Consider the following 21,427-nt stretch of genomic DNA (forward strand, 5'->3'; position numbering starts at 1 on the left):
TACTCCAGCGTCACCTCGTCGCCGTCGGCGATCGCCCGCTCGCGGGCGTCCTTGAGGGCGACGCGGAACTTCTCCAGCAGCCCCTCGGTCGCGCCCGAGGTCCACGACTCGTGGATCTCCGGCGGCTCGCACAGCCCGTACTTCGGGCCGGACAGACGCAGCAGCAGGCACAGGGTCGGTTCGGTCACCCACAGCGGGCCGGGCTCGTCCCGGGAGCCGATCGGATTCGGCAAAATCGCGTCGTCTTCCCAGACGGGCGGGGTGATCAGGTGAACGCCGGCGCGGCGCCGGTCGTGGTGATTGCCGGTGGAGTGCTCCAACTGACCGATCGGCAGATGCGTCTTGAGCGCGCTCAGGTAGGCACCGTTGACGTCCAGTGCGGTGACCTCATGCTCACCTGCGAGCAGTTCGGGTCGTGCTCGGCATCCTAGTCGCCGAACTCCTTCAGCGGCCGGGGACCACGCCCATAAGGACCGTCCGGTACCAGGCGCGCGCATCCAGTACGTCCAGGCCGATGCCACTGCCGTCGTGGTACGGGGCTCCGAACACCTTCTTGATGTCCTGGTGCCAGTGCTCGTTGCACCCGAGGTACCGCATGATCCACTCGCAGTCCTTGGGGAGCCGGGCCAGAGAGCGGCTCAGCATCCGGCTGGTACACCTTCGGGAAAGCGGGCCACGATGTCGCCGGCGTCGGCCGGAACGACCTGGCGGTGGCGCGAGCACAGACGGCGGATCTTGCGGCCGGCACGGGCCGAGGCGGCCGACCAGTCGAGGTCACCGCTGGCGTCGAACGGGTTGTCCATCAGTTCCTGCGCGTACGGGGTCAGCTCCTCCAGCAGCGCCCGTCCGGCAAGCCTCTGACCAGCGGGCACAGGCCTACGGCCGACGTCGCAGATCCGCAGGCCGAAGGTCAGGTCGGGTTCAGCGGAGTGATGCCGGTGCCCGCGTACAGCTCGGGTTCCAGCGACAGGACAGTAAGTGGTTCCCCCGCCTTCATCGCCTGCCAGGCGATCGCTGCCGCGTGAGCTACCGGCCAGTCGACGCTTTTCCAGCTCATCGCATCCACCGCATGCGCCGCGGTGAACGGCACGTTCTCCGCGAACCGCAGGGACGCCGCGTGCTTGCCGGCACCGGCGACCTGCCGTTCGGCCGCCAGCATGGACAGCGACGGGATGATGACTCGGCCAGTGCCACGCGAGGCCTCGATGTAAAGGCCGGTGAAGAAGGGATCCGCACGGAACAGGGAGGCCAGAGCCGTGTGGTCCAGGACGGCCGTCAGGTTCATGCGGCGACGTCGCCCTGATGGGCGCGGATCTTCGCCCAGGCGTCCCGGCCAGCCTGCTGTACCTGCTCGGTGTACTCGATGCCGAGCTCCCGGGCAGCCTCAACAGCGCGCTGCTCCCGCTCGGCCGCCGTGAGCTCCCGGGTAGCGAGGTCCTCCAGCAGCTCCGTGATGGTGGTGCCGCGCTCTTCCGCGAGGATGCGCAGCCGGTCGCGCACTTCCTCGCTGGTTTTGATGCTCGTCGGCTTGCTCATGGCGCCGATTCTACCGCCGGTAGACATGATGGGGATACGTCTTCGAGCGCACTGTCGGCGCGGCTAGCGGCCCACCACAAGATGACCCGCGGAAGGCGGGGCGACCTGGAGATGCCAAGGCTGCCCCCGCCACGCGACCGGATCCAGTGCCATCCTGTGACCGTGGTGATCCTCTTCCTTCCCCAGGCGGAGGCCCCGCCCCATGGCCCCGCCCGTGTGCTGTCACCTGGGCGGGACTGCGCTGCCCCTCCCGGCCTCCCGCGGGAGGGCCGACGGCTGCGCAGACCCCACACCGTGTGCGCCCTCTACGCGTTTGCCCCGCCGATGCGGCGTTTGGCCCGCTCGACCTGGCGCAGCACCAGGTCCGCGAACTGGATGATCTCTGCTGCCTCGATCGGCTTTTCGAGATGGCCGGTACGGTCCGCCTATGACGGTAAATTCCACGCGCCCTGTTACCCCATGCTTCGCGACCACCAAGCCTTCGCGTGGCTCCATAGCGAAATCTAGCTAATCCACCTGCTCGGCAGGTTACAGCGGAAGCTCTATGCCGAGTTCCTGCATGGCGGCGGAGGGTGGGCCGCCTTGGGAGCGTTCGGTTTTGTAGCCCTTGACGCGGGGTTCGAGGGTGCGGGGGTCGACGGCTTCGGAGGGGGCGCCTTTGGCGTAGTCGCCGTCGGGCTGGCTGTCGCGGTCGTGCGGGAGGAGCCAGAAGACGCGGCGGCGGAAGGTGCCGGAGGCGCGGGAGGCTTTGGCGGTGGGGGCGAGGTTGGCCCAGCCGATGAGGCGACCGTCACGGCGGTAGGTGGGGCGGCCCTTGCGGGTGGGCAGGCGGTCCAGGCTCTGGCGGACGTAGTCGAGGTTGTCGATGTCTTCCAGCCAGACGAGTTCGGTCTCGTGGCTGATCTCGTCCGGGTCGATCAGGGAACTCATGTGCCGGCGCCCCTCTCCTCGTCGGTCAGCAGTCCGATGCCCGGGTAGTACTTGCGCTGGTTGGACACCTTCATTTCCTTGGGCGAGGCAAGCCCGACGAGTTCGCGGGTGCGTGCGGCGAACGCGCGCGAAGACATCACCAGTGCGCCTTCATTGTGGCACCAGGTGGTGTAGGCGGCGTAGAGGGCCGTTTGTTCGGCACGCAGGTCGGGGGCGAGGCGACAGCATTCCTCGTAGAAGCGGCCGGTGTGGTCCTCGGTCTCGGCGTAGGCGGTGGTGGCGATGCGGACGCGTTCGGGGCCGGTGAGATCGCGGTCGCTGGCGAGGTAGCGGCGGGCGCCGTCGATGAGCCAGGCGAGGATGCCGGGGCCTTCTTCGACGACGAGGAGGTCGGCGAGGTTGTCGATTTTGCGGTCGTCAGCGACGACGCGTTCGAAGGGGATGAGGCGCATGCGGCGCCAGAAGGCGAAGCCGCCGGTGCCGACTTCGGGTTTGTGGTTGCCCAGGAGCCAGAGTTTGTGGGTGGGCTGGAAGGAGAAGGGGTCTTGGCGCATGCGGCGGGCTTTGATGCGGTCGCCGCCGGTCAGGAGTTTGACGCGGGCTTCGTCGAATTTGTCGCCGGGGCTGATTTCGGAGCAGACGTAGATGCGCCGGCCGTGGAGTTCGGCGAGGTCGGTGGGGTGGCCTTCGAAGGGGCGGGCCATGAGGAAGCCGGGCGGGGCGGCGTCGGCGTAGTCGCCGAGGAGTTTCATCATGACGTCGAGGAGGACGGATTTGCCGTTGCTGCCCTTGCCGTACAGGAAGGGCAGGATCTGGGCGCCGACGTCACCGGTGATCGAGTATCCGAGGAGCAGGTGGAGGTAGTCGATCATTTCCTGGCCTTCGGCGTCGTCGCCGAAGGTGTCGGCGAGGAAACGCAGCCAGCGCGGGATGGGCATCTGCTGGGGGCCGACGGTGGTGGAGCGGGAGTGGAAGTGCGTGTTGGGGTTCGGAGCGCTGATCAGCCCGGTGCGCAGGTCGACGACGCCTTGGGGGGTGCACAGGGCGTAGGAGTCGGCATCCAGGCGGTCGGCTGCGAGGACCATGCCGGGTGCGGAGCGGGCCTGGGTGAGCATGGAGTTGATGCCGGCGGTCGACATGGAGCGGGTGCGGTGCTTGTGCAGGGCCTGCATGGTGAAGCGGCCAAGGGGGTCGTGGTCGGCGATGTTCTCTGCGAGGTCGCCGGCGGCCCACAGAACGGTGTCGTCCTCATCGAGCTGCCAGCGGGTGGTGTCCCACCGGTACCAGCCGATCTTGGGGACGTAGCGGTAGTCGTTGGCGTAGAGGCTGACGAAGAGTTTGGCGTTCCCGCGTTCGCTGAGGGTGTCGGGCAGCAGTCCGGCAGGGGTGGCGTGTCCGGCCGGTGGGCGTTCGGTGTCGGCCTGGGCGGGCCGGGGGATGGCGGGGGTCTGGGCGCGGATCTGGGCGGCGACGGCTTCGGGGTCGAACTCGAAGAGAGTCTCGTTGCCGGGGGACGTCACGGGCGCCTCCCGGTGGCGTGCAGGGGCCTGTTGAGGCCTGCGGTGAGCCCGCTGCGGATGATCTGCTCGATGCGCAGCTCTTGGCCGGGGCGGGCGGCGGCCGCGGCCCGCCGCAGCGCGTCCTCGGCGTCCTGGCGCTCGAGCCGGCCGGCTGCGATGAGGCCGCCGAGCGTGTAGGCGGCGCGGTTGAGGGTGTCGGAGAAGCCGGCGCCCTCGGCGACCTGGCCGCAGGCCTCGACGGGGGCCAGGACGGCGGCCAGGGTGCGCTCCCATCGGCGGCCGCCAGCGGCCAGGACGGCTTGCTGGGCGCGGGGCGGCACCGGGCGAGGAGCGGGGATGTGCGGGGCCGGCAGGTGTCCGGTGCGGTCGAGTTCCTGCGCCAGCCACAGGGGCAAAGCGGCGGGTTCGCGGACGTCGTCGACGGGTGTGTAGGTACCGGCCTGTGTGGTGGTACCGGGGGCGATGATGTAGCTGCCGTGGGCGCGGATGTCGACCTGCCAGGCCAGGGCCCGCCCGGGGCTGGAGCCGGCGGAGGACTTCCAGGGCCGGTTGTCGGTGGCCCGGTACCACACGTGCATTCCCCCCGATGGGGTTCGTACGCGCAGGGTGCTGGTGTCGTCGGCGGGGCTCTGCTGGCCGCGCAGGGCCGCGAGGACGGCGAGGGTGTGGAAGCCGTTGGCCAGGCCGGTGAGGTCGATGTGGTCGCCGATGGGGATGCCGGGCAGGATGCGGTCCCGTGCGGGGGGTTCGGTGGAGTGGGCGTCGATGTCGATGACGACCAGGCCGGCCGGGCCGCAGGAGACGCCGACTCCGAACTCGGGGTTCTGGCCCCACCATTGCTGGATACGGCCCTGGTTGAGGGTCGCGGCGTGGAAGCTGTGGCACCAGCGGCCCGCGCGTAGGCATGGGCACTCCGCCGGCGCATGGGTGCTTTCGCGGCAGGTGGTGCAGTTCGCGGCAGGCGTTTTGCGGCCCGGAGCGAGGGGGTGCACCGGCCAGCCCCGGCGGGCGCACAGCTGCGCGGTGGCGAGAGAGCCAGCGACTGAAGGCCTGCCGCCGGGAGCCGGTCTTTGGTCGCTGCGGGGAAACTGCAGCTCAGCAGACATGCGCGCCCCCTATCAGCGACCGAAGCGACTCAACGACGGACACAGACTAGCGAACTCGCCCCGGGGGAGCGTGCAGCACATGCGGAACAACCCTGACGCTGTGCCCGATCCTGCTGCAGCTTGACCCGCCCACAGCGACTCAGCAAACGGCTCAGCGACCCAGGACCGTTCGGTCGCTGCTCTCAAGGCGGCGAAAAAACACCAGGTCAGGGAGGGTGCACAACCCAAAACAGCGACTGAAGCGACTGAAGCCTTACATATATAACGCACACGCACACACAGTTACACCGGGCATATATGCGCGCCTCGAGTCGCTTCGGTCGCTCCTGCCGCATGAACAAAGCTCTGACCAGCAGTTATCTCTCGGTCCAGCCTGAGCGACTGAACAGTCGCTGGGTCGCTGGGAATTTCAGTCGCTGTCCGGATCCAGCAAGCGACCCAAGCGACTGAAGCGACTGAGCGCCGGACACGGCGGCTGCTTGTCCCGCTGGCAGACAGCAGTTGCCTGGCGTCCTGTTGAGGTAGCGGTGGCAGCTGCCTGTGGTGACGACGGCGTGTCAAACCAGGCCGGTTGACTGGAGCGGACACAGGGAGCACATCGATCACGCTGAAGCTGGTGCACGCCGCTCGGGAAGCTGGTTACGCGACTACCTGAACCACGCCGCCGTCGCGGCCGTGGCACCGAACGACATGGGCTACGTCTACATCATCTTGGGCCTGCTCACCACAACACCCCTGCGCCCGAACGACCCCGTGCCGGTTCGCATCCCCCTGGCTGGCTGGGACACGCAATCTAGCTTGAGGGACTGGCTGATCGACCAGGTCCATGAGCATTTCCAGGACTATCTCACCGCCGACGAGGTGGCGATGTTGATCGACCAGCACCGCATTCTCCCCGTCCTCGACGGTCTGAACGAGATGGATACGGATGCCACTCCGCCCGGTCTCGGACACGCCGTGCGCGCCGTCCAGCAGATCAACGCCTACGCCCACCCAAGCGGTAGCGCCCCCCTCATCCTCACGTGCCGCACCGCCGAGTACGAGTACCTGGCCACTCTGGGGGTCCGTGTGCAGGCGGCCGCCCGAATCGACATCAACCCTGTCACCCCTGCGCAGGCCCACGCCTACCTGACCGCCCGCAGCAGCAACCCCGAACGCTGGAGCCCGGTCCTCAGCGCGCTCAGTCGCCCGTCCGGCGCCGTGCTGGCTTGCGCTCTGAGCACCCCTTGGCGGCTCAACCTCGCCGCCGCATACGAGGAACGTTATCCTGACACACTGGCCTACCTGCGCGAGCCTGCCGACTTGCTCGCTTTCCCCTCCCCTACCGCAGTCCGCGACCACCTTCTCGCCGGCTTCCTTTCCGCCGCCACACGCCAGCTGCGACCCGAGTGCACCTTGAGCCTGGACACGTTCAGTTGGAACTGATGAGGCCCTGCGCGCTGGTGTTTTCTGGTCGGCGGGACACGCTTCTTGGCACCAAGTGGTCACGCCTCTTGCCATCGACCCGAGTTGTCAGCCTTCTTGGATTCAGTTCGCCAGATTCTGTCCGCTCCGCCAGCGGCACCCAGCCGCACTCGGTGACGCTGGAGATCGACCTCGGCGACCTTCACAGTGATCAGCTCGCCTTCATTGACTAGCTGATCCGGGGTCTCGACCGGCTTGTCAGTCAGCTCGGAGAGATGAAGGAAGCCCACAACGTCGGGAGCAAGCTGCACGAACACACCAAAAGGAACGATCTTGGTGACCGGCCCGGTGAGGTTCCGGCCGACCTGATCCGCGAACCGAATGAGCGGATCTTGTTGCAGAGCCTTCAAGGAGAGTGTGACCTGTCCGGAGCGCGTCTCCGCAACGATCACCTTAGCGGTGATCCGCTGGCCGGCTTCGACTGCCTCGGAGGGGTGGCTGATCCAGCTCCACGTCAGGTCCGGCACCCGGATGAAGCCGGTGCACAGGCCGTCCGGTTCACCGTCGACATGAACGAAGACCCCGAAGTTGTGAACCTCGGAGACTGTCCCGGTGACGATCTGCCCTCGTTCGAGCGCGAGGAGGAAGGCCCGCAAGGCTGGAATCTCGCACGCCCTGGCAGAGAGGTGAAGCTGGTCTTCGCGCCAGCGCCCAATCTCTTCGGCATCGATTTTCTGGCCGACCTCAAACAGCTCGGATGGATGCTCCATCCGCCGCATCGACGCTTCCTCTCGAGGAATCCGCCCGATCTCAGTCCCTTCTCCTTCGGCCTCTACGAGCTGCACCAGGACGTCCGCTCCGTCGAACCCGGTGACCTTCACCGTTCTCACAGCCCCCGGCCCGAGGCGGTTGATCAAGGATTGCATGCGAGGGTCGGGGGCTGGCGCGGACATGGAGCTGAGCCTAGTCAGTGCCGGCCGGACTGGTTCCAACTCTCGTGACCTGGTTCCAACCAGCACGTCACGGCTCACACCCGCACCAAGAGGTCGGACGCGGATGAGGACTGGTGTCGTGCAAATGCGACACCTAACCATTCCCAGGCTCATGGTGTGCCGGAGCACGGTAAATGTCGTGCGTCGACCTTCCGACCTGCGGCTGGCAGCCGTAGTTGCACGACATCTGTCGGGAGAGTTGCACAGTGCCTGTCGTCACCCCCTCCAGGAGCCGATACACGACGCTCCGAGCAGGGCGTTTGCCGAGGTCAAGGCGCCGTACGACAAAAGTCACGCAAAGACGACAAGTACCGTGCTCAGGCTCATGGTTGCGCATCACTCCCCCATTGGGGAGTCATGTCGAGACGGACACAATTCGTCGATTCACATTCTGTGAATCAGCACCAGGCGGCACACTCGAGGGATGGCAGCACGTACCTCTCGCAAGCTGGATGTGAAAAAGCCCCTGCTCAAGCCGCGCACCCGGATTGGGCCTCTCGACGCCGCCGCACTGGTCGGGGTGCTGCGCCAGCTGCACGAGGACGCGAAAGATGAATCGCTGAGCCGGATGCCTGCGGACGAAGAGCTGTACGGTGCTCTTCTCCATCTCGAAGCTCACGCTGGTGCACTGCGGAGCACAGAGGCGCGCCGTGCGGCTGCCATCGCGCGCGTGAAGCTGTGGGAGTACATCCGCGAACAGGCCGACATCCATCAGGCCAGGGCCATCGAAGATGCCCGAAAAGCGAACGCCGAGTGGGCCCAACTGGTGCCGGCCCTGGCCGTGAGGACCGCGAGCGCCGCGTACAACAAGGCGACTCGTCTCCGCGCTTTGGCACTGACTGATGCTGCCCGAGGTGTTGACGGTTCTGTGCGCCGCACACCAGAAGCTGTGCTCGAGGCGGAGCGGCAGACGGCGCTGCGCGAGGCCGAGGCGCGTCGAATAGAGCATGAGGCGGTTCGCCGCCATGAGCTCCTTGTGCCGGTCGCACGGCGGCTGGTCGAGCAGAGGGCCGGCTTGGATGATGGTGCGGACGTCACCGACTGGCTCGATGAGGTCGCCACAGTCCTCCCCGACTGCACCACGGCGACCCGGATCGTCAGTCTCAGGACCTATGTGGCGGCCGTGGTCCGAGAACTGAGGAAGATCGAACGGACGACAGGGCGCCCGGCGGCCGCAACTCCCGAGGCTCAACTGGCATACGCGGCTGCGGCCGAGCTTGTGGCCGGATGAACCTACATAGGGGCTCCCATGATGCCTGCTTTCGGCGCCAGCGGCGATCCCTTTTCCTGCGAGAGCAGGCTGTGGCACTCGACTCCCCAATTGGGGAGTCTCATGCGCTGCAGCGCATTGTCCGTGGGTCTTGTAGATGCAGTGGCCGACGAGCCTCGTAGACGTTGTCCTTCCGTCTCCGCAGCGACGCTATGAGCCGTCCTATATGGCGTGCCAGGTGCGCTGCGACCTGCAAGGCTCCGTCTCGGGCTGGTCGTCAGGCCTGATCAGGGGAATACGCCTGCGCTCTTCGTCGCCCGCCTGCGTGTCGCACTGGGCGAGTACACATGCACCTTTAGCGTCGATCATCACATTGTGTTCCTTATGAGATGAGAGGTGAGGTGTGTGAACCGGGCCTTCCAAGGACTCGGCATCGTCGACCTCAGCAGAGTCAAGACCGCTCTGCAGCGCAGACTGCACCTGATGGCCGAGGGCCTCCACGCCTCCAAGATCTTCGTCATCGTCAACGGCAAGGGGGGAGTCGGCAAGAGCAGCCTCTCTGCCGCTCTGGCCGTCGCCCTCTCCATGCTCGGACTCCGCGTCCTTCTCATGGAGATGGACGAGCAGGGCAACAATGGCGAGGACCTCGGATTCACCGGCAGCGACCTCGACGACGGAGGACAGGCCCAGGCAGCCGCCATCCTGGACGGCAAACCGCTCACACCGACCGGCGAGGCCCGCCCCAACCTGTACGTGATCCCAGGTGGTGCCGCACTCGAAGACATCATCGAAGAGCTGTACTGCCAGCGACGCGCGGCCAGGTTCACCAACACCCCGGAGGACCAGACCGCCTGGATGGGGATGTACGCCTCCGCCCTCGACGCAGTACGCCATCTCTACGACGTGATCATCCTGGACGTCGCGCCCGGAAGCGAAACCCTGCAGCTGCAGGCACTCGTCGCCGGAGACATGGTCCTCATCCCCTCCCGCAGTGATCCCTCCTCCCGAAAGGGACTCCGCACCGTAGCGCGGCGCTTCGCCCGCGCCATCACGCTCAACCCGGCGCTACGGCTCCTCGGCGTCGCCGTCTTCGGTACGAACTCCACCGCCACCAAGGTGCAGTCCAACATCAAGGACCAACTCACCGCCGACCTCAAAGGCAACGCACCGGTCTTTGACCAGTGCATCCGACACGTCGAGTCCGCTGCCGTCGCCTGCAGATCCCGAGGCAAGGTCCCCCAGGAACTCGTCGGCCTGAAAGACCTCGATCCCGCCCTGCACCGCTCCATCAAAGCCCTGGCCGGCGACTACAAGTCACTCGCGATGGAAGTCCTCCAGGCCAAAGCAAATCTCGACGCCGCACACCACCATGCAGGAGATGCAGCATGAGCAAAACGACCGCGAGCGACAACACCAGAAGCGGAGGCCTGCCCGAGGACGACGGAAGCCTCGACGGTTTCGCCCTTCCTCAGGCTGCTGCGGCAGCATTTGCCCCCACTGCCCGGCGCCCAGCACCTCCCGCACATCCGGCAAGCCCAATCGACGCCGCCGCAGCGGGCCACCGGCCGACTGCCGCCGCCCTACCCGACATGGCGCCACCCCAGCAGCCCCCCAGACCTGCTGCGCCGCACAACCCGACACCCGCCGCACACTCCCGCGCCGACTCCCAGGACCCCTTCCCATGCCTGATCATGGTCGATACGGAAGTGCGCAGACGGTTCGAGCAGTACCAGACGACCCAGAAACTGGCCACCGGCCACGAACCTACCAACGCCGTCGTCGTCCGCCGGGCCTTTCTCCATGCCAAAAGAAACGATCTGTTCCAACAACTGCGAGAAGACGTCCGGCACCAGCAACAACCCCTCGCTGAGGAAGACCTCGACGAGGACGGCCTCTTCGGAGACGTCCCGAACCGTCGAGTGGAGCGCGGACGCACCAAGAGCCGCACCCAGCAGTCGTTCCGTCCCTCCGGACGCGAACTCGCCGTCTACGACGCGTTCTGCGACTCCTACCTCTTCCCGAACCGCAGCGACTTCCTCAATGCCATCCTCGACGCCTTCCTCCCCCCGCTTCCATCAGCTCCCAAGCGCTCCGCGCGGTGACGCGGCGCCGCTCCCCCCAACCCGAAAGTGCCAGAAGGGAGGGAGTACATCCGACCGGCCTTGGACACCGCCTGGCCACGGGCGGGGTTGCTTGCGAGCCTCCGCGGCCACTTCGAGCTGGGAGTCGCCCTACGTAAGGAGAACCGCCACGCAGAGGCCGAACGCGCGCTGAGGAAGCCGCGGAAGCCTTCGCCCGCGCCGTCCAACTCGATGCTGCCGACGCCGAAACCTGGGCCACGCTCGGCGGACTGCACCGGCGCCTGGCCCGCCGCGACCACCCTCCAGAGCATTTCGACGCCTTGGAGCTGGAGAAGGCCCTTGACTGTTATCCCGCAGCGATCGAACTGAGCGGTCCTATCCCGTTTCTCAACGAAGCCCCCCGGATGCACCGTTCCAGTTGCCCGTTGGCCACCGCCCCCGCTCGGCCCGTTAGACGAGCGGAAACTATGCACGTAGAAGCGCATTGAGCAGAGCTTCCGCAGCCAGAGCGTAGTCCGGTCAGCGTGGCGGTAAGCGCCATGGATCGGTCGAAGTGCATCGCAACGCTAGGCAGCAGCGACATGCGACGAAGGGCGGCGCCAGTTCTTCTGACTCCGCCCGATGCTCCTCGTCTCGCCGCTAGTTCGGCCGACGCACCGCAACCGCGCGGCCAATCTTGTTGAGGTCGGTCGCGATTGCGTCCAGCAGAGCGACAGCTGCCGCCGGGGACTCCTCCAGCGCACGCCTCACCGCGGGCCTACTCAGACCTTTGGCCGCCTCGCGAAGAAGGGCCAGCGTCTCCTGCAGTCGCTCCATATCCTCCGACACTGCACTCGAGACGTCACTATCACCATGCGTGTCGCCCAACTCCCCAATTGGGGAGTCCTCGTCCCGGCCGAGCGAGGTGATGGTGTGGACTCCAGCGCTGTCACTCCCTGACCGTCCGCCCTGCCCAGGCTGAGCGTCGTCGGCTCCCGATGACGAGGGTGGGGGAGTGAGCACCGACCGAACCATTGATCCGATCTGCGCCGGCGACAACTCCTCCGTCAGCGGCGGCAACTGTCGGGCTACCTGCTCGAGGAGCTTGGCGGTCACACGCTTCCCGGAACGGGCGACTGCGTCGTAGACCGCTACAGCGGCCCGATCGCCAGCGGACCGTTTGATGTCGGTCAACTGCCGGATCTGTGACTCGCGCGGCCGATGGCCAAGCTGATTCAGCTCCTCACCGATGCGCCATTCGTCCATCAGCCGATACACCTGGGACTCGGAGATCTCCCAGTTCGCCCACACGAACTCGGCGAAGTTGCCGTAGCCCTCGTTACGGTGCAAGTTGCCGGAGGCCATCGTCTCCAAGGACTTGCCGGCGATCCAGAAGGCGTTGTGCAGGTTGTTCATCCCAGCTTTGCATGCCTCGAGGGTCTCCTTCTCCTGAGCGGAGAGCTCACCCTCGCCGGCCGGGAGGCGAGGTTCAGGGATGGACTCCAGGGTAGTGCCGACCGGCGCCTTCACCACGACGGTGGCCTCCTGCAGCATCGTGGTTAGCCCACCGCCCACCAGTCCCTTCCCCTGCGCCAGCGCGTCTGCCGGGTCCTCGTCGAATACGCCGCTCATCGGGTCTCTCCTTCGTGGATACCCCCGGCTTCAGCCGGGGGAGGAAGCGAAGCTCCTGCGGAGCAGGGCAGGAGGAGCCGGTTCGCCGCCGGGGCGGACCGGCGTTCGCCGGCAGCCGGCCGACACCCAGCGCTCACACGGGAGCTGATACGGTGTGAGGTATGGCGGAGCAGGTCAAGCGGGCGTTCAGGTACCGCTTCTATCCCACGGACGAGCAGGCGGCGGAGCTGTCGCGCACGTTCGGCTGTGTCCGCCTGGTGTACAACAAGGCGTTGGAGGAGCGGACCCGGGCCTGGTACGGCGAGCAGCGCCGGATCTCCTACGTGCAGTCCTCCGCCGCGCTGACCGAGTGGAAGAAGACCGAGGAACTCGCCTTTTTGACCGAGGTGTCCTCCGTTCCGCTGCAGCAGGCGCTGCGGCATCTGCAGACGGCGTTCGCCCACTTCTTCGCCAAGCGCGCGCAGTACCCCCGCTACAAGAGCCGGAAGAAGTCCCGCGCCTCGGCCGAGTACACCCGCAGCGCCTTCACCTGGCGCGACGGACAGCTCACACTGGCGAAGATGACAAAGCCCCTGGACATTCGCTGGTCGCGCCCCCTGCCCAAGGGTGCGGTACCGACCACGGTGACCGTGTCCCGGGATGCGGCGGGACGCTGGTTCGTGTCCCTGCTCTGCGACGACAGCATCGCCGCGGCCCCCGCCCCGCAGGCGGCGGTCGGCCTGGACGCCGGGATCACCTCGTTGGTGACCCTGTCCACCGGGGAGAAGATCGCCAACCCCCGGCACGAACGGCGGGATCGCGCCCGTCTGGCCAGGGCGCAGCGGGAGCTGTCCCGCAAGGCGAAGGGCTCCGCGAACCGGGCCAAGGCCCGCAGGAAGGTTGCCAAGGTGCATGCGCGGATCGCTGACCGGCGCCGGGACTTCCTGCACAAACTGACCTCGCGCATCGTCCACGAGAACCAAGTGGTCGTGATCGAGGATCTGACCGTCCGCAACCTGCTGAAGAACGGCACGCTCGCGCGCGCCATCTCGGATGCGGCCTGGACGGACCTGCGCATGATGCTGGAGTACAAGTGCGCCTGGTACGGGCGCGACCTCGTCGTGATCGACCGCTTCTTCCCCAGCTCCAAGCTGTGCGGAAACTGCGGCACGGTCGCGGCGAAGCTGCCGCTGCATGTCCGCGCGTGGACGTGTGAGCACTGCGGCGCGGTGCATGACCGCGACGTGAACGCGGCACGCAACATCCTGGCCGCCGGGCTGGCGGCGTCTGCCTGTGGAGACGGTGTAAGACCTCAACGGGAGTCCTCCCGGACGGGGCGGTCGTCGGTGAAGCAGGAACCCCAGCGGGCGACCGCTGGAATCCCCCGCCTTTAGGCAGGGGAGGAAGTCAACAGCTGGCAGCCTTCCTGCAGAGTGCGTCGATTTCTGAAGTCAGCAGGTCCATCTCCTGAGCCAGAGGCTGGATGGACGGGGGGATCACATCAGCCCGTGACGCCCGGCCGGCCGCAACGTCGTAGCTTTTCGCGCTGGTAGGCAGGAGCGCGGCGTACTCGCCGAAAGTCAGGCCTTTCCGGCGGGCGTTGACGGCCGGCATCTCGCGGTAGCCGACGACCACGGACGCCATCGGTGTGCTAGGTCCGAGCTCCTTGAGGACCTCCGCCCGTACTTCGTCATGCAGTTGCGTCGCGCTCGGATTCGACCCGTAGAGGCACGCGCCGGCGACCTGGAGATAGGGATTCAACTGTTTGCGCACCAGCTTGTAGTTGCGGGCGATACGCCGCATGCCCCGGATAGACGTGTCATCAGAGCGGGTGGGCACGAAGAGCCATCGCGTGGCCGCCAGGGCCAGTTGCTCCAGGCTGTCCTGCTCGGGCGCGCTGTCGAACACGATCTGGTCGTACCAGGGGGCGAGCGGAGCGAGCGCGCGCGCAAGGGAGGATACGACGTGAATGCCTTCCACCGGCATCCGCGCGGTCAGCAACGTCAGCAGCTCGCCGACAGCTTCGCCGCCGGGAACGACATCGAGGTTGGGACGAACTTCGCGCACGGGCACCAGGGGAGTGCGTTCCTGGATGGACCTGTACAGGCCTAGGCCGTTGAGGACTGAGGGCCCTTCGGGCCGGATGCCCCGACTGAACCGTTCGATGCCCAAGTCGTCGTCGTCCTGGCTGGTGATACAGATCAGGAGGGTCCGCTCGCCGCGGGCAGCGTGCCACGCGGCCTTGTGGGCGGCGATAGTGCTCTTGCCGACTCCGCCCTTGCCCGTGCCTATCATGACGGCGTTCTGGGGCGGCTCGATGAATTGCACCGCATCGCTCAGCACCGGAAGCGGCCTCCTCGTACATACCGCCGCGCCCCGGATGACACGCGGCAGGGGCATCCTGGCATATCCGGCCCTCTGGGGGGCCTGGGGTTGTTGTCGCGGCTCCCACGAGGTCAATCCGTCCGCGCTTCCGACGTGGACGGCTAGCGCGCAGTGATCCCGTACACCGCCCACCAGGACCCGTCATCGATCCCTGGCACAGGTCAGCCTCCTCCACCCCTTCTGGGAAGTTGATGAGACTCAATTCCGCTGCTTGATGTCCGGTTCGGACAACCGCAGTTCGCGCAGGCCGCTTGATTGGGTTCTCGGGGTATCTGCCCTCTCGGGTGGGCGCGTCCGGTACAACGGAGGTGCTCCTGCTGGGGCGTGACGGACGCAGACGGCACGGCCCAGTAGGAGCACCTCCAAAGGACTTCGGGGTGGGGTGATTACGCCGTAATCACTTGTGCGCGCGGCTGCCCCGGCCGCTGGGTGATTACGGCGTAATCACCCAGGCGGTGTCGGAGTCTCAGCCCCGGTGAGCAATGCCTCGTCGAGCACCGGCGCGGGCGCGAAGTGGTGTGGATGGTCCTGCCGTACTTACGTCCGCCTGAACGTGCTGCGAGTGCGTCGCCGATAGGTGATGGGATCGCCAGCCGGCCGGTCGTGGACGGATTACCCGCGTAAGTGGCGAGGGCTGAGGTCGAAGGGGCTGGCCGAAGCTGTCCACGTAGGCGTGTCGGGCCGCCACTCGGCGCACGAGTCTCCGGGCGGGTAAGCACGATTCGCGGACGGGAGCCGTGGTCGTTCCCCCCTCGCGCCCGACAATGCCGACACAGCTGTCCTTTGACAGCCAAGTTAGTCCGGTGCGATGCCTTGACCTGGGGCGACTAGGTTGGATGTCAAAGGACAGCTGCGTCTTCCGCGCGGTGGCTGCATGTCGGGGTCTAGTGATTACGGCGTAATCACTAGACTGGCTGTCAGAGCTAGGGCAGACGAGCGGACGGCACGCCTGTCCTGATTAACTCCATCGTGTAGTCGTCTCAGCGAACCGAGTCGCACAGGTGAGGGCGCGGGGGTGCTGGATGGCTGTACCGGCTGGATTGGATCAGACGGGGCCGTACATCGAGTCGTCGTACGTGGACGCGGGGCACGGACGTGAAAATCCCATGGCTCTCGACTGCCGAACCAGCCAAGGTGCAGGAGTGAGCACGGAAGAGACTCCCGTCGAACACGAGGACCGGTGGCTCCTGAACCTTCGCGGCAGGGGCATTACCAAGATCAGCGTGGATTTCCGGCTCGTGCTGGCCTTCGACTCTGACTGGGAGGTCGCATTGGAAGCACCCGTCAACCTCTCGCACGGGACAGCCCACGCCAACCCGTCCGTGCTCCTGAACCCGGAATCGCAGGACGTCGCCGCGGCCCTTGCACTCTTCGGAGCAAAGGTCCTGTCGGCGGTCGCGTTCAAGGCCGGCACCCTTCGTCTCGTTTTCGACTCAGGCCACCACCTGACCTGCTCACCCGATTCCGCCTTCGAAGCGTGGCAAGCAACGGGTCCGACAGGATGGCGCTTCGCGTCACTGCCTGGAGGCGGCCTCGCCGTCTGGTCCGGCTCAGGAGCGAGTGAGTCCTAGCCGTGGCACGCGATGCGGCAGCCACAAGACTTGCCGTCTTCTCAACGAGTTGAGTCCGCGTGTCTCACGCGATCCAGTCCATGCAGGTCAGCAGCATGGGATGGCCAAGTTGCCTCCAACTTGGTCTAGCTAACGCGTCGATGCTGTATTTGATCACTCGCGTTAGTATGGTGTCCTCCATGAGTTCGCCAGCCACTTCCAGCGACCGCGAGAAGGTCGTATCCAAACTGCCGGGATGGCTCCGGCAGAACCTCAAAATCAGAGCCGCCCAGCACGGCATCGAGATCCAGGCCGCAGTCGAGCAAGGAATCAGCGACTGGTGCAGCCTCGCCTTCACCCCGGCCGCCATCGACACAGCCGGCGCCGACTCCTTCTCCACCTTCCTCCCCTCCGGGCAGTGGGAGGAGTTCCGGCAGATCGCCGCAGACCGACGGGTCTCGCTGATCCAGGGCCTCGCTCAAGCCGTCCAGCTGTGGCTCGACGCCAACCCCGCCCCGGACATCGAACGGCCCGCGATCACCCGCCGCATCGTCGTCTGCAATCAGAAAGGTGGTGTCGGCAAGACTGCCATCACTGCCGGGCTCGGCCAGGCACTGGCCGAAGACCCCAACTCGCTGCACGCCGTACGCGTGGCCAAGGCCCTCGCCAAAGCCCTGCGTGCGAGCGAGACGGACGACGAAGCCAAGCCGGACGACGACCCATTCGACATCGAAAATCTGCCCGGACTGGGTCTGAGGGTGCTCCTCGTCGACTTCGACCCGCAATGCCACCTGACCAACCAACTGGGCGGCACACCGCTGCCGATGAACGGTGACAGCCTCACCAATCACATGGCCGGCGACCCCAAGGGCGACCTACGCGACCTCATCCTCTCCGTTGACGAGGAGACGTTCGAGGGCCGACTTCACCTTCTGCCCGCCTGCAACGACGCCTTCCTGCTCGACGTCCGCCTGTCCGCCGTGCGGGCCCGGGAAGCCGCCCTCGAGCGGGCACTGGCGCCGCTCGAAGCCGACTACGACGTCATCATCGTCGACTGCCCGCCCAGCCTGGGCCTCAGCATGGACGCCGCCGCCTACTACGGGCGCCGACGCGAGGGCGAAAAGCCAGGCCAGTCCGGGGCCCTCATCGTCGTCCAGGCCGAGGACAGCTCCGCCGACGCCTACGAACTGCTCACCACGCAGATCGACGACTTGCGCGGTGACCTGCAAGTCGACATCGACTACCTGGGCATCGTCGTCAACCTTTACGACGCCCGCCGCGGCTACATCGCCACCTCCTCGCTTCAGGGATGGGTGGACATAAAGGATCCGCGGGTCGTGGGACTCATCGGAGACCTCAAGGAACAGAAGGAAGCCGTCCGAGTGAAAAAGCCTCTGCTGTCCTATGCACCGAAATCGCAGCAGGCGGTTGGCATGCGCGCGTTGGCAAGGGAGGTCTCGTGAGCAAGGCCGACCAGCTGGGCGCCGGACGATTCGGCGGGGGAGTGCGCCCGGTCAGCGCACGCCGCCAGGCAGTGGCCGCCGCCACGGGTGTCCCGACTGAGGGCGTTGCGGCACCCACAGAGATCTCCGTCGACCGGATCAGCCTCAACCCGGACAACCCGCGCTCCGACCTCGGCGACCTCACCGACCTTGCGGGCAGCCTGAAGACCCACGGGCAAAAGCAGGCAATCACGGTGATGAACCGAGACGCCTACATCAAGGCCAACCCCGAGCGCGAACCCGACCTCGAACCGAACACCACCCATGTCGTGGTCGACGGCAGCAGCCGCCTCGCCGCTGCCCGCGAAGCGGGCCTTGCTCAGCTCAAGGTGATGGTCAGCGACGACCAGGGGTCCACCCCCGAAGAGCTCCTCGAGTCCGCGCTCGTAGCCAACATCCATCGCCAGGACCTCGAAGAGCTCGACGAAGCCCGCGCTCTCCAGCGCCTTCTGGACATTCACGGCAGTCAGCGAGCCCTGGCAAAACGCCTGCACCGCTCCCAGGGCTGGATCTCCCAGCGGCTCGCCCTTCTCAACCTGGCTCCGGCACTCCAGGCCCGTATCGGCGTAGAGCCCATCGACCTGCTGCGCGCCGTCGGCAACAAGCCAGTTGACCAACAGGAAGCCGCACTGGAAGAGCTCAAGGCGAATCGGGCGCGCAAGGAAGAGGAGGCGCGGGCAGCGAAGCGCCGGAGCACGCAGCAAGCGCCTGGTGTCGGCGAAGACACCACTGCAGGTAGCCGGGCCGGTGATTACGGCGTAATCACCGGCGGTACAGCTGACCGATCAGCGGTCGCTGGCAGCGAAGCAGCGGCCGCGACTGACGGCGAACGATGGGAGAGCCCGGCCGCCTCTCCTGAGGCGCCGGCTTCTGAACGAGTGGCTCGCCGCGCAGCAGCCTCAGCCGGTTCCACGAACTCGCGGCAGAGCGCTGCGGAGGACGGGCCATCGGACAACGGTTCAGGGAAGGCCGCGCCAACCGTCCCTGTGCAAACCACTCACGCCGAGCCCCCTCAGGCGGGCAACCAGCAGCTCAAGCGTTTCCCGTACGAAGAAGGCGCGCTTGCAGCACAGCTGCTGATTCACAAGATGCCGTCGGAGGAGTTCGACACCATGCTGGACCTGCTCATCAAGCACAGGGACAGCCAGGCGGCTTCCGCTAGCTGATGTCGCGCCGTGCAGATGGCCAGATGGCTCCGTCTGGCCATCTGCACGGCTGACCTTGATGGGCTGGCAGTCTGTGTGCGAGGACGCGCGTCGCGCACTTCTCTACGTCCAACCGTCCTTGACGGTGAGTCAGCGGGAGCCATCAGTTCCGGATCATGGGAGGCTGAGAACAGCCAGTGGTCGGGTTCGATTGGGGGAGTGGTACGTGGCTGAAGAGAAGGACGGGATATCCCTTATGACCCGGGGACACCGCGTTCTCATCGGCGTGGTCGTGACCGGCGCCGTGATCATCGCCGGCATCGGCTTCGCCGGTTCGTACGCGGCGGTCCGCGAGTTGGCCATCAAGAAGGGCTTCGGGAACTTCGCGTACGTGTTCCCGATCGGCATCGACGCCGGTATCTGTGTCCTGCTCGCCCTGGACCTCCTCCTGACCTGGATCCGCATCCCCTTCCCGCTGCTGCGGCCCACGGCGTGGCTGCTGACGGCGGCCACGATCGCCTTCAACGGCGCGGCGGCCTGGCCGGACCCGCTGGGCGTGGGCATGCACGGCGTGATCCCGATCCTGTTCATCGTCGCCGTGGAGGCGGCCCGGCACGCGATCGGCCGCATCGCGGACATCACGGCCGACAAGCACATGGAGGGCGTGCGGCTCACCCGCTGGCTGCTGTCCCCCCTCCCGACCTTCCTGCTGTGGCGCCGGATGAAGCTGTGGGAGCTGCGCTCCTACGAGCAGGTCATCAAGCTGGAGCAGGAACGTCTCGTCTACCGGGCCCGGCTGCATTCGAGGTTCGGCCGCGCCTGGCGCCGCAAGGCGCCGGTGGAGTCCCTGATGCCGCTGCGGCTGGCCCGCTACGGCGTCCCCCTGGCGGAGACGGCCCCGGCCGGCCTCGCGGCGGCGGGCATCGACGAGCCGCCGCTTCAATTCGCTGCCGAGCTGCCCCCGCTTCCGTCCCAGCGGCAGAGCCCGGAAGTCGGCGCTCACGTTGCCCAGGTGAAGGAACTGGGGCCGGTGCGCGGCGCGCAGCCTCACCTCGTGGAGCAGCCGCGAACCGCAGCCTCAGCGGCGTCGCGCAGCCTGGTGGACCATGGGAGTCCCCATCACCTCGCCACCGCCTATCAGGACTGGCTGGCATCCTTCGGGCACGAGCCAACGAGCGCGCAGTTCGCTATGTGGCTCCAAGACCAGTACGGCATCGCCACTGCGGCCGGCAGGCCGCTGTCCGAGGAACAGCTTGAACCCCTGCTGCAGAGTCTCCAGCAGCGCTACAGGTCAGCAGTCCGGCGGGGGAGTGAACCCGAAGCCCTGCACGACGCGGACGGCGCATGGGACGACTATTTCTACAACGCCTGGCTCACCTACGCGCAGGAGCACGGGACCTCCCCCGATGCCGCCGACCTCGCCACGTACGTCTACGAGCGGGACCAGATCACCGGCGGCAACGGCCAGCCCATCACGGGAGCAGCCCTGGAGTCCTTCATCTCGGCCTTCCGCCAGCGCGAGTTCGAGGAGACGGAGCCGCTCGCCGACGAGGGAGCTGTCGGCGCGCCCCTCCTGAACGAGGAAGAGTCTGAGAGGACACGGGCCGGGGCTGGCGCTCGCCCCGCTCAGGAGAGGCGCAGTCCCCGGGTGAGTGCATCCATTGACGATCCGTCCGCCGAGGGCGGCGCGATCGGGGAGCTCGCAGGGCTCACGACTGTGGACCGCTACTACCTCGCCTGGGCCGAGTACCAGTCCGAGCATGGCGAGGAGCCCAAGGCCGAGCAGCTCTCTGCCTACCTCGCTGGGAAGAAGGGCATGACCGGCCGCGGCGGAAAGCCCGTCAGTCCGTCCACCCTGCGCCGCTACCTCCTGCCGTTCCGCGTCTACAGCCTTTGGGCGGAACACCGATTGCGCAGTGAAACTCCGTCCCTCGACGCCATTGCGCAGGAGTGCGCAGACCGCGGGGTCACCGCGCAGCACAACCGGCCTCTCACACCCGACTACGTTGCAGAGCAGGCCGCCGACTTCGAACGGCGCTGGCAGGCGCTGACCCGCCACCACGCGCAGGCGCAGCGCTAAGAAGCGCGCCTTGGCGGTGTGCCATGGTGAGCAAACCGCTGGCTGCGCAATTAAGAGAACCGCAGCTCAGCGGGGCATTGCGCAGACGTCGAGCCGATTGCGCAGCCGTGCGCCGCAGGCGTTGCGCAATCAACACTCGTAGGGGGAGTCTTGCCTGCCCTGCGCGTTGAAATGGACGCCCCCCTTGACGACTTCGACCTCTGCAGGCCGATGCGCCTTCGGTGATCCGGTGGCGTCCCACCAAGTGGTGTAGTGACGGCAGCTGTTTCGGTTCCGGTTGTGGGGTGCAGGTCTCCAAGTGTGCACAACAGCCGGCACAGCTCGTCGTGGCTGTCCACGTCACCGGCGATGAACCCGCCGCCGTGGAAGAACACCAGCAGTGGCCGCCGGCCGGCA

20 protein-coding genes and 1 pseudogene are annotated in these 21,427 nt (G+C 66.7%); 9 read left to right on the forward strand and 12 right to left on the reverse strand.

The features are described from left to right. The 8 genes and pseudogenes from ACWCQ1_RS49355 to ACWCQ1_RS49390 form a co-directional block, all read right to left on the reverse strand. Positions 1-416: pseudogene (locus ACWCQ1_RS49355) on the reverse strand (transcriptional regulator); the annotation flags it as partial. A gap of 28 nt (positions 417-444) precedes the next feature. Further along, entirely contained in the window at positions 445-645 is a 201-nt protein-coding gene (locus ACWCQ1_RS49360; protein WP_451029766.1) for a hypothetical protein, read from the reverse strand. Further along, a complete protein-coding gene (locus tag ACWCQ1_RS49365) occupies positions 639-872 on the reverse strand; it encodes a hypothetical protein (RefSeq protein ID WP_451029767.1) in 234 nt (77 codons plus the stop codon). Before ACWCQ1_RS49365 ends, ACWCQ1_RS49360 begins: the two co-directional genes overlap by 7 nt. A 38-nt stretch (positions 873-910) precedes the next feature. Further along, positions 911-1,285 (reverse strand): PIN domain-containing protein, encoded by a 375-nt coding sequence (locus ACWCQ1_RS49370; RefSeq protein WP_451029768.1) that lies wholly within the window; start codon positions 1,283-1,285, stop codon positions 911-913. After that, the gene (locus ACWCQ1_RS49375) at positions 1,282-1,536 is read right to left on the reverse strand and encodes a hypothetical protein (RefSeq protein ID WP_451029769.1); all 255 of its coding nucleotides are present in this window, start codon (positions 1,534-1,536) and stop codon (positions 1,282-1,284) included. The genes ACWCQ1_RS49370 and ACWCQ1_RS49375 overlap by 4 nt, the downstream gene beginning before the upstream one ends. 528 nt (positions 1,537-2,064) lie before the next feature. Then, the gene (locus ACWCQ1_RS49380; protein WP_125195902.1) at positions 2,065-2,466 is read right to left on the reverse strand and encodes a DUF6009 family protein; all 402 of its coding nucleotides are present in this window, start codon (positions 2,464-2,466) and stop codon (positions 2,065-2,067) included. After that, positions 2,463-3,986, reverse strand: coding sequence for a DNA primase family protein (locus ACWCQ1_RS49385; protein ID WP_451029770.1), 1,524 nt, complete (start codon positions 3,984-3,986; stop codon positions 2,463-2,465). Before ACWCQ1_RS49385 ends, ACWCQ1_RS49380 begins: the two co-directional genes overlap by 4 nt. After that, positions 3,983-5,092 carry a bifunctional DNA primase/polymerase gene (locus tag ACWCQ1_RS49390; protein WP_451029771.1) on the reverse strand — a complete coding sequence of 370 codons (1,110 nt, stop codon included), beginning with the start codon at positions 5,090-5,092 and terminating at the stop codon, positions 3,983-3,985. The genes ACWCQ1_RS49385 and ACWCQ1_RS49390 overlap by 4 nt, the downstream gene beginning before the upstream one ends. Positions 5,093-5,767: 675 nt before the next feature. Between ACWCQ1_RS49390 and ACWCQ1_RS49395 the strand changes: the two genes are divergently transcribed. Next, the gene (locus ACWCQ1_RS49395) at positions 5,768-6,517 is read left to right on the forward strand and encodes a hypothetical protein (RefSeq protein WP_451029772.1); all 750 of its coding nucleotides are present in this window, start codon (positions 5,768-5,770) and stop codon (positions 6,515-6,517) included. A gap of 59 nt (positions 6,518-6,576) precedes the next feature. Here the strand turns inward: ACWCQ1_RS49395 and ACWCQ1_RS49400 are convergent, their stop codons facing one another. Then, a complete protein-coding gene (locus tag ACWCQ1_RS49400) occupies positions 6,577-7,449 on the reverse strand; it encodes a S1 RNA-binding domain-containing protein (RefSeq protein ID WP_451029773.1) in 873 nt (290 codons plus the stop codon). A 463-nt stretch (positions 7,450-7,912) separates the two neighbouring features. Between ACWCQ1_RS49400 and ACWCQ1_RS49405 the strand changes: the two genes are divergently transcribed. The 3 genes from ACWCQ1_RS49405 to ACWCQ1_RS49415 all read left to right on the forward strand — a co-directional run bounded on the left by ACWCQ1_RS49405 (position 7,913) and on the right by ACWCQ1_RS49415 (position 10,800). After that, positions 7,913-8,719, forward strand: coding sequence for a hypothetical protein (locus ACWCQ1_RS49405; protein ID WP_451029774.1), 807 nt, complete (start codon positions 7,913-7,915; stop codon positions 8,717-8,719). Between the two features lie 384 nt (positions 8,720-9,103). Beyond that, positions 9,104-10,087: a ParA family protein gene (locus ACWCQ1_RS49410; protein WP_451029775.1), complete on the forward strand. Its 984-nt coding sequence runs from the start codon at positions 9,104-9,106 to the stop codon at positions 10,085-10,087. Next, positions 10,084-10,800 carry a hypothetical protein gene (locus ACWCQ1_RS49415; RefSeq protein WP_451029776.1) on the forward strand — a complete coding sequence of 239 codons (717 nt, stop codon included), beginning with the start codon at positions 10,084-10,086 and terminating at the stop codon, positions 10,798-10,800. The genes ACWCQ1_RS49410 and ACWCQ1_RS49415 overlap by 4 nt, the downstream gene beginning before the upstream one ends. Before the next feature lie 618 nt (positions 10,801-11,418). Here the strand turns inward: ACWCQ1_RS49415 and ACWCQ1_RS49420 are convergent. Next, positions 11,419-12,390, reverse strand: a complete 972-nt coding sequence (locus ACWCQ1_RS49420) for a hypothetical protein (protein ID WP_451029777.1) — start codon at positions 12,388-12,390, stop codon at positions 11,419-11,421. A gap of 161 nt (positions 12,391-12,551) precedes the next feature. Between ACWCQ1_RS49420 and ACWCQ1_RS49425 the strand changes: the two genes are divergently transcribed. Beyond that, complete coding sequence (locus ACWCQ1_RS49425; protein WP_451029778.1) at positions 12,552-13,763, forward strand: RNA-guided endonuclease InsQ/TnpB family protein; 1,212 nt, start codon at positions 12,552-12,554, stop codon at positions 13,761-13,763. Between the two features lie 13 nt (positions 13,764-13,776). Here ACWCQ1_RS49425 and ACWCQ1_RS49430 read toward each other — a convergent pair whose 3' ends face one another. Next, on the reverse strand, positions 13,777-14,712 hold the full coding sequence (locus tag ACWCQ1_RS49430) for a ParA family protein (protein WP_451029779.1): 936 nt from the start codon (positions 14,710-14,712) through the stop codon (positions 13,777-13,779). A 1,184-nt stretch (positions 14,713-15,896) separates the two neighbouring features. Between ACWCQ1_RS49430 and ACWCQ1_RS49435 the strand changes: the two genes are divergently transcribed. The 4 genes from ACWCQ1_RS49435 (at position 15,897) to ACWCQ1_RS49450 (ending at position 21,031) form a co-directional block, all read left to right on the forward strand. Further along, a complete protein-coding gene (locus ACWCQ1_RS49435) occupies positions 15,897-16,325 on the forward strand; it encodes a DUF6188 family protein (RefSeq protein WP_451029780.1) in 429 nt (142 codons plus the stop codon). Positions 16,326-16,504: 179 nt separating this feature from the next. Continuing rightward, positions 16,505-17,767, forward strand: a complete 1,263-nt coding sequence (locus ACWCQ1_RS49440; protein ID WP_451029781.1) for a ParA family protein — start codon at positions 16,505-16,507, stop codon at positions 17,765-17,767. Next, a complete protein-coding gene (locus tag ACWCQ1_RS49445) occupies positions 17,764-18,972 on the forward strand; it encodes a ParB/RepB/Spo0J family partition protein (RefSeq protein ID WP_451029782.1) in 1,209 nt (402 codons plus the stop codon). The genes ACWCQ1_RS49440 and ACWCQ1_RS49445 overlap by 4 nt, the downstream gene beginning before the upstream one ends. A 235-nt stretch (positions 18,973-19,207) precedes the next feature. Next, positions 19,208-21,031 carry a DUF2637 domain-containing protein gene (locus tag ACWCQ1_RS49450; RefSeq protein WP_451029783.1) on the forward strand — a complete coding sequence of 608 codons (1,824 nt, stop codon included), beginning with the start codon at positions 19,208-19,210 and terminating at the stop codon, positions 21,029-21,031. A 50-nt stretch (positions 21,032-21,081) separates the two neighbouring features. On the opposite strand, the gene ACWCQ1_RS49455 is transcribed toward ACWCQ1_RS49450, so the two are convergent. Beyond that, positions 21,082-21,405 (reverse strand): alpha/beta hydrolase fold domain-containing protein, encoded by a 324-nt coding sequence (locus tag ACWCQ1_RS49455; protein ID WP_451029784.1) that lies wholly within the window; start codon positions 21,403-21,405, stop codon positions 21,082-21,084. Positions 21,406-21,427: the final 22 nt, after the last annotated feature.

It is taken from the genome of Streptomyces sp. NPDC002144, assembly GCF_053593695.1.

What these genes read in the sequence shown, in the direction of transcription:
- ACWCQ1_RS49360 (WP_451029766.1), bottom strand. Translation starts at nt 645, where the DNA reads ATGCTGAGCCGCTCTCTGGCCCGGCTCCCCAAGGACTGCGAGTGGATC.
- ACWCQ1_RS49370 (WP_451029768.1), bottom strand. Translation starts at nt 1,285, where the DNA reads ATGAACCTGACGGCCGTCCTGGACCACACGGCTCTGGCCTCCCTGTTC.
- ACWCQ1_RS49375 (WP_451029769.1), bottom strand. Translation starts at nt 1,536, where the DNA reads ATGAGCAAGCCGACGAGCATCAAAACCAGCGAGGAAGTGCGCGACCGG.
- ACWCQ1_RS49380 (WP_125195902.1), bottom strand. Translation starts at nt 2,466, where the DNA reads ATGAGTTCCCTGATCGACCCGGACGAGATCAGCCACGAGACCGAACTC.
- ACWCQ1_RS49390 (WP_451029771.1), bottom strand. Translation starts at nt 5,092, where the DNA reads ATGTCTGCTGAGCTGCAGTTTCCCCGCAGCGACCAAAGACCGGCTCCC.
- ACWCQ1_RS49400 (WP_451029773.1), bottom strand. Translation starts at nt 7,449, where the DNA reads ATGTCCGCGCCAGCCCCCGACCCTCGCATGCAATCCTTGATCAACCGC.
- ACWCQ1_RS49405 (WP_451029774.1), top strand. Translation starts at nt 7,913, where the DNA reads ATGGCAGCACGTACCTCTCGCAAGCTGGATGTGAAAAAGCCCCTGCTC.
- ACWCQ1_RS49415 (WP_451029776.1), top strand. Translation starts at nt 10,084, where the DNA reads ATGAGCAAAACGACCGCGAGCGACAACACCAGAAGCGGAGGCCTGCCC.
- ACWCQ1_RS49420 (WP_451029777.1), bottom strand. Translation starts at nt 12,390, where the DNA reads ATGAGCGGCGTATTCGACGAGGACCCGGCAGACGCGCTGGCGCAGGGG.
- ACWCQ1_RS49425 (WP_451029778.1), top strand. Translation starts at nt 12,552, where the DNA reads ATGGCGGAGCAGGTCAAGCGGGCGTTCAGGTACCGCTTCTATCCCACG.
- ACWCQ1_RS49440 (WP_451029781.1), top strand. Translation starts at nt 16,505, where the DNA reads ATGAGTTCGCCAGCCACTTCCAGCGACCGCGAGAAGGTCGTATCCAAA.
- ACWCQ1_RS49450 (WP_451029783.1), top strand. Translation starts at nt 19,208, where the DNA reads ATGACCCGGGGACACCGCGTTCTCATCGGCGTGGTCGTGACCGGCGCC.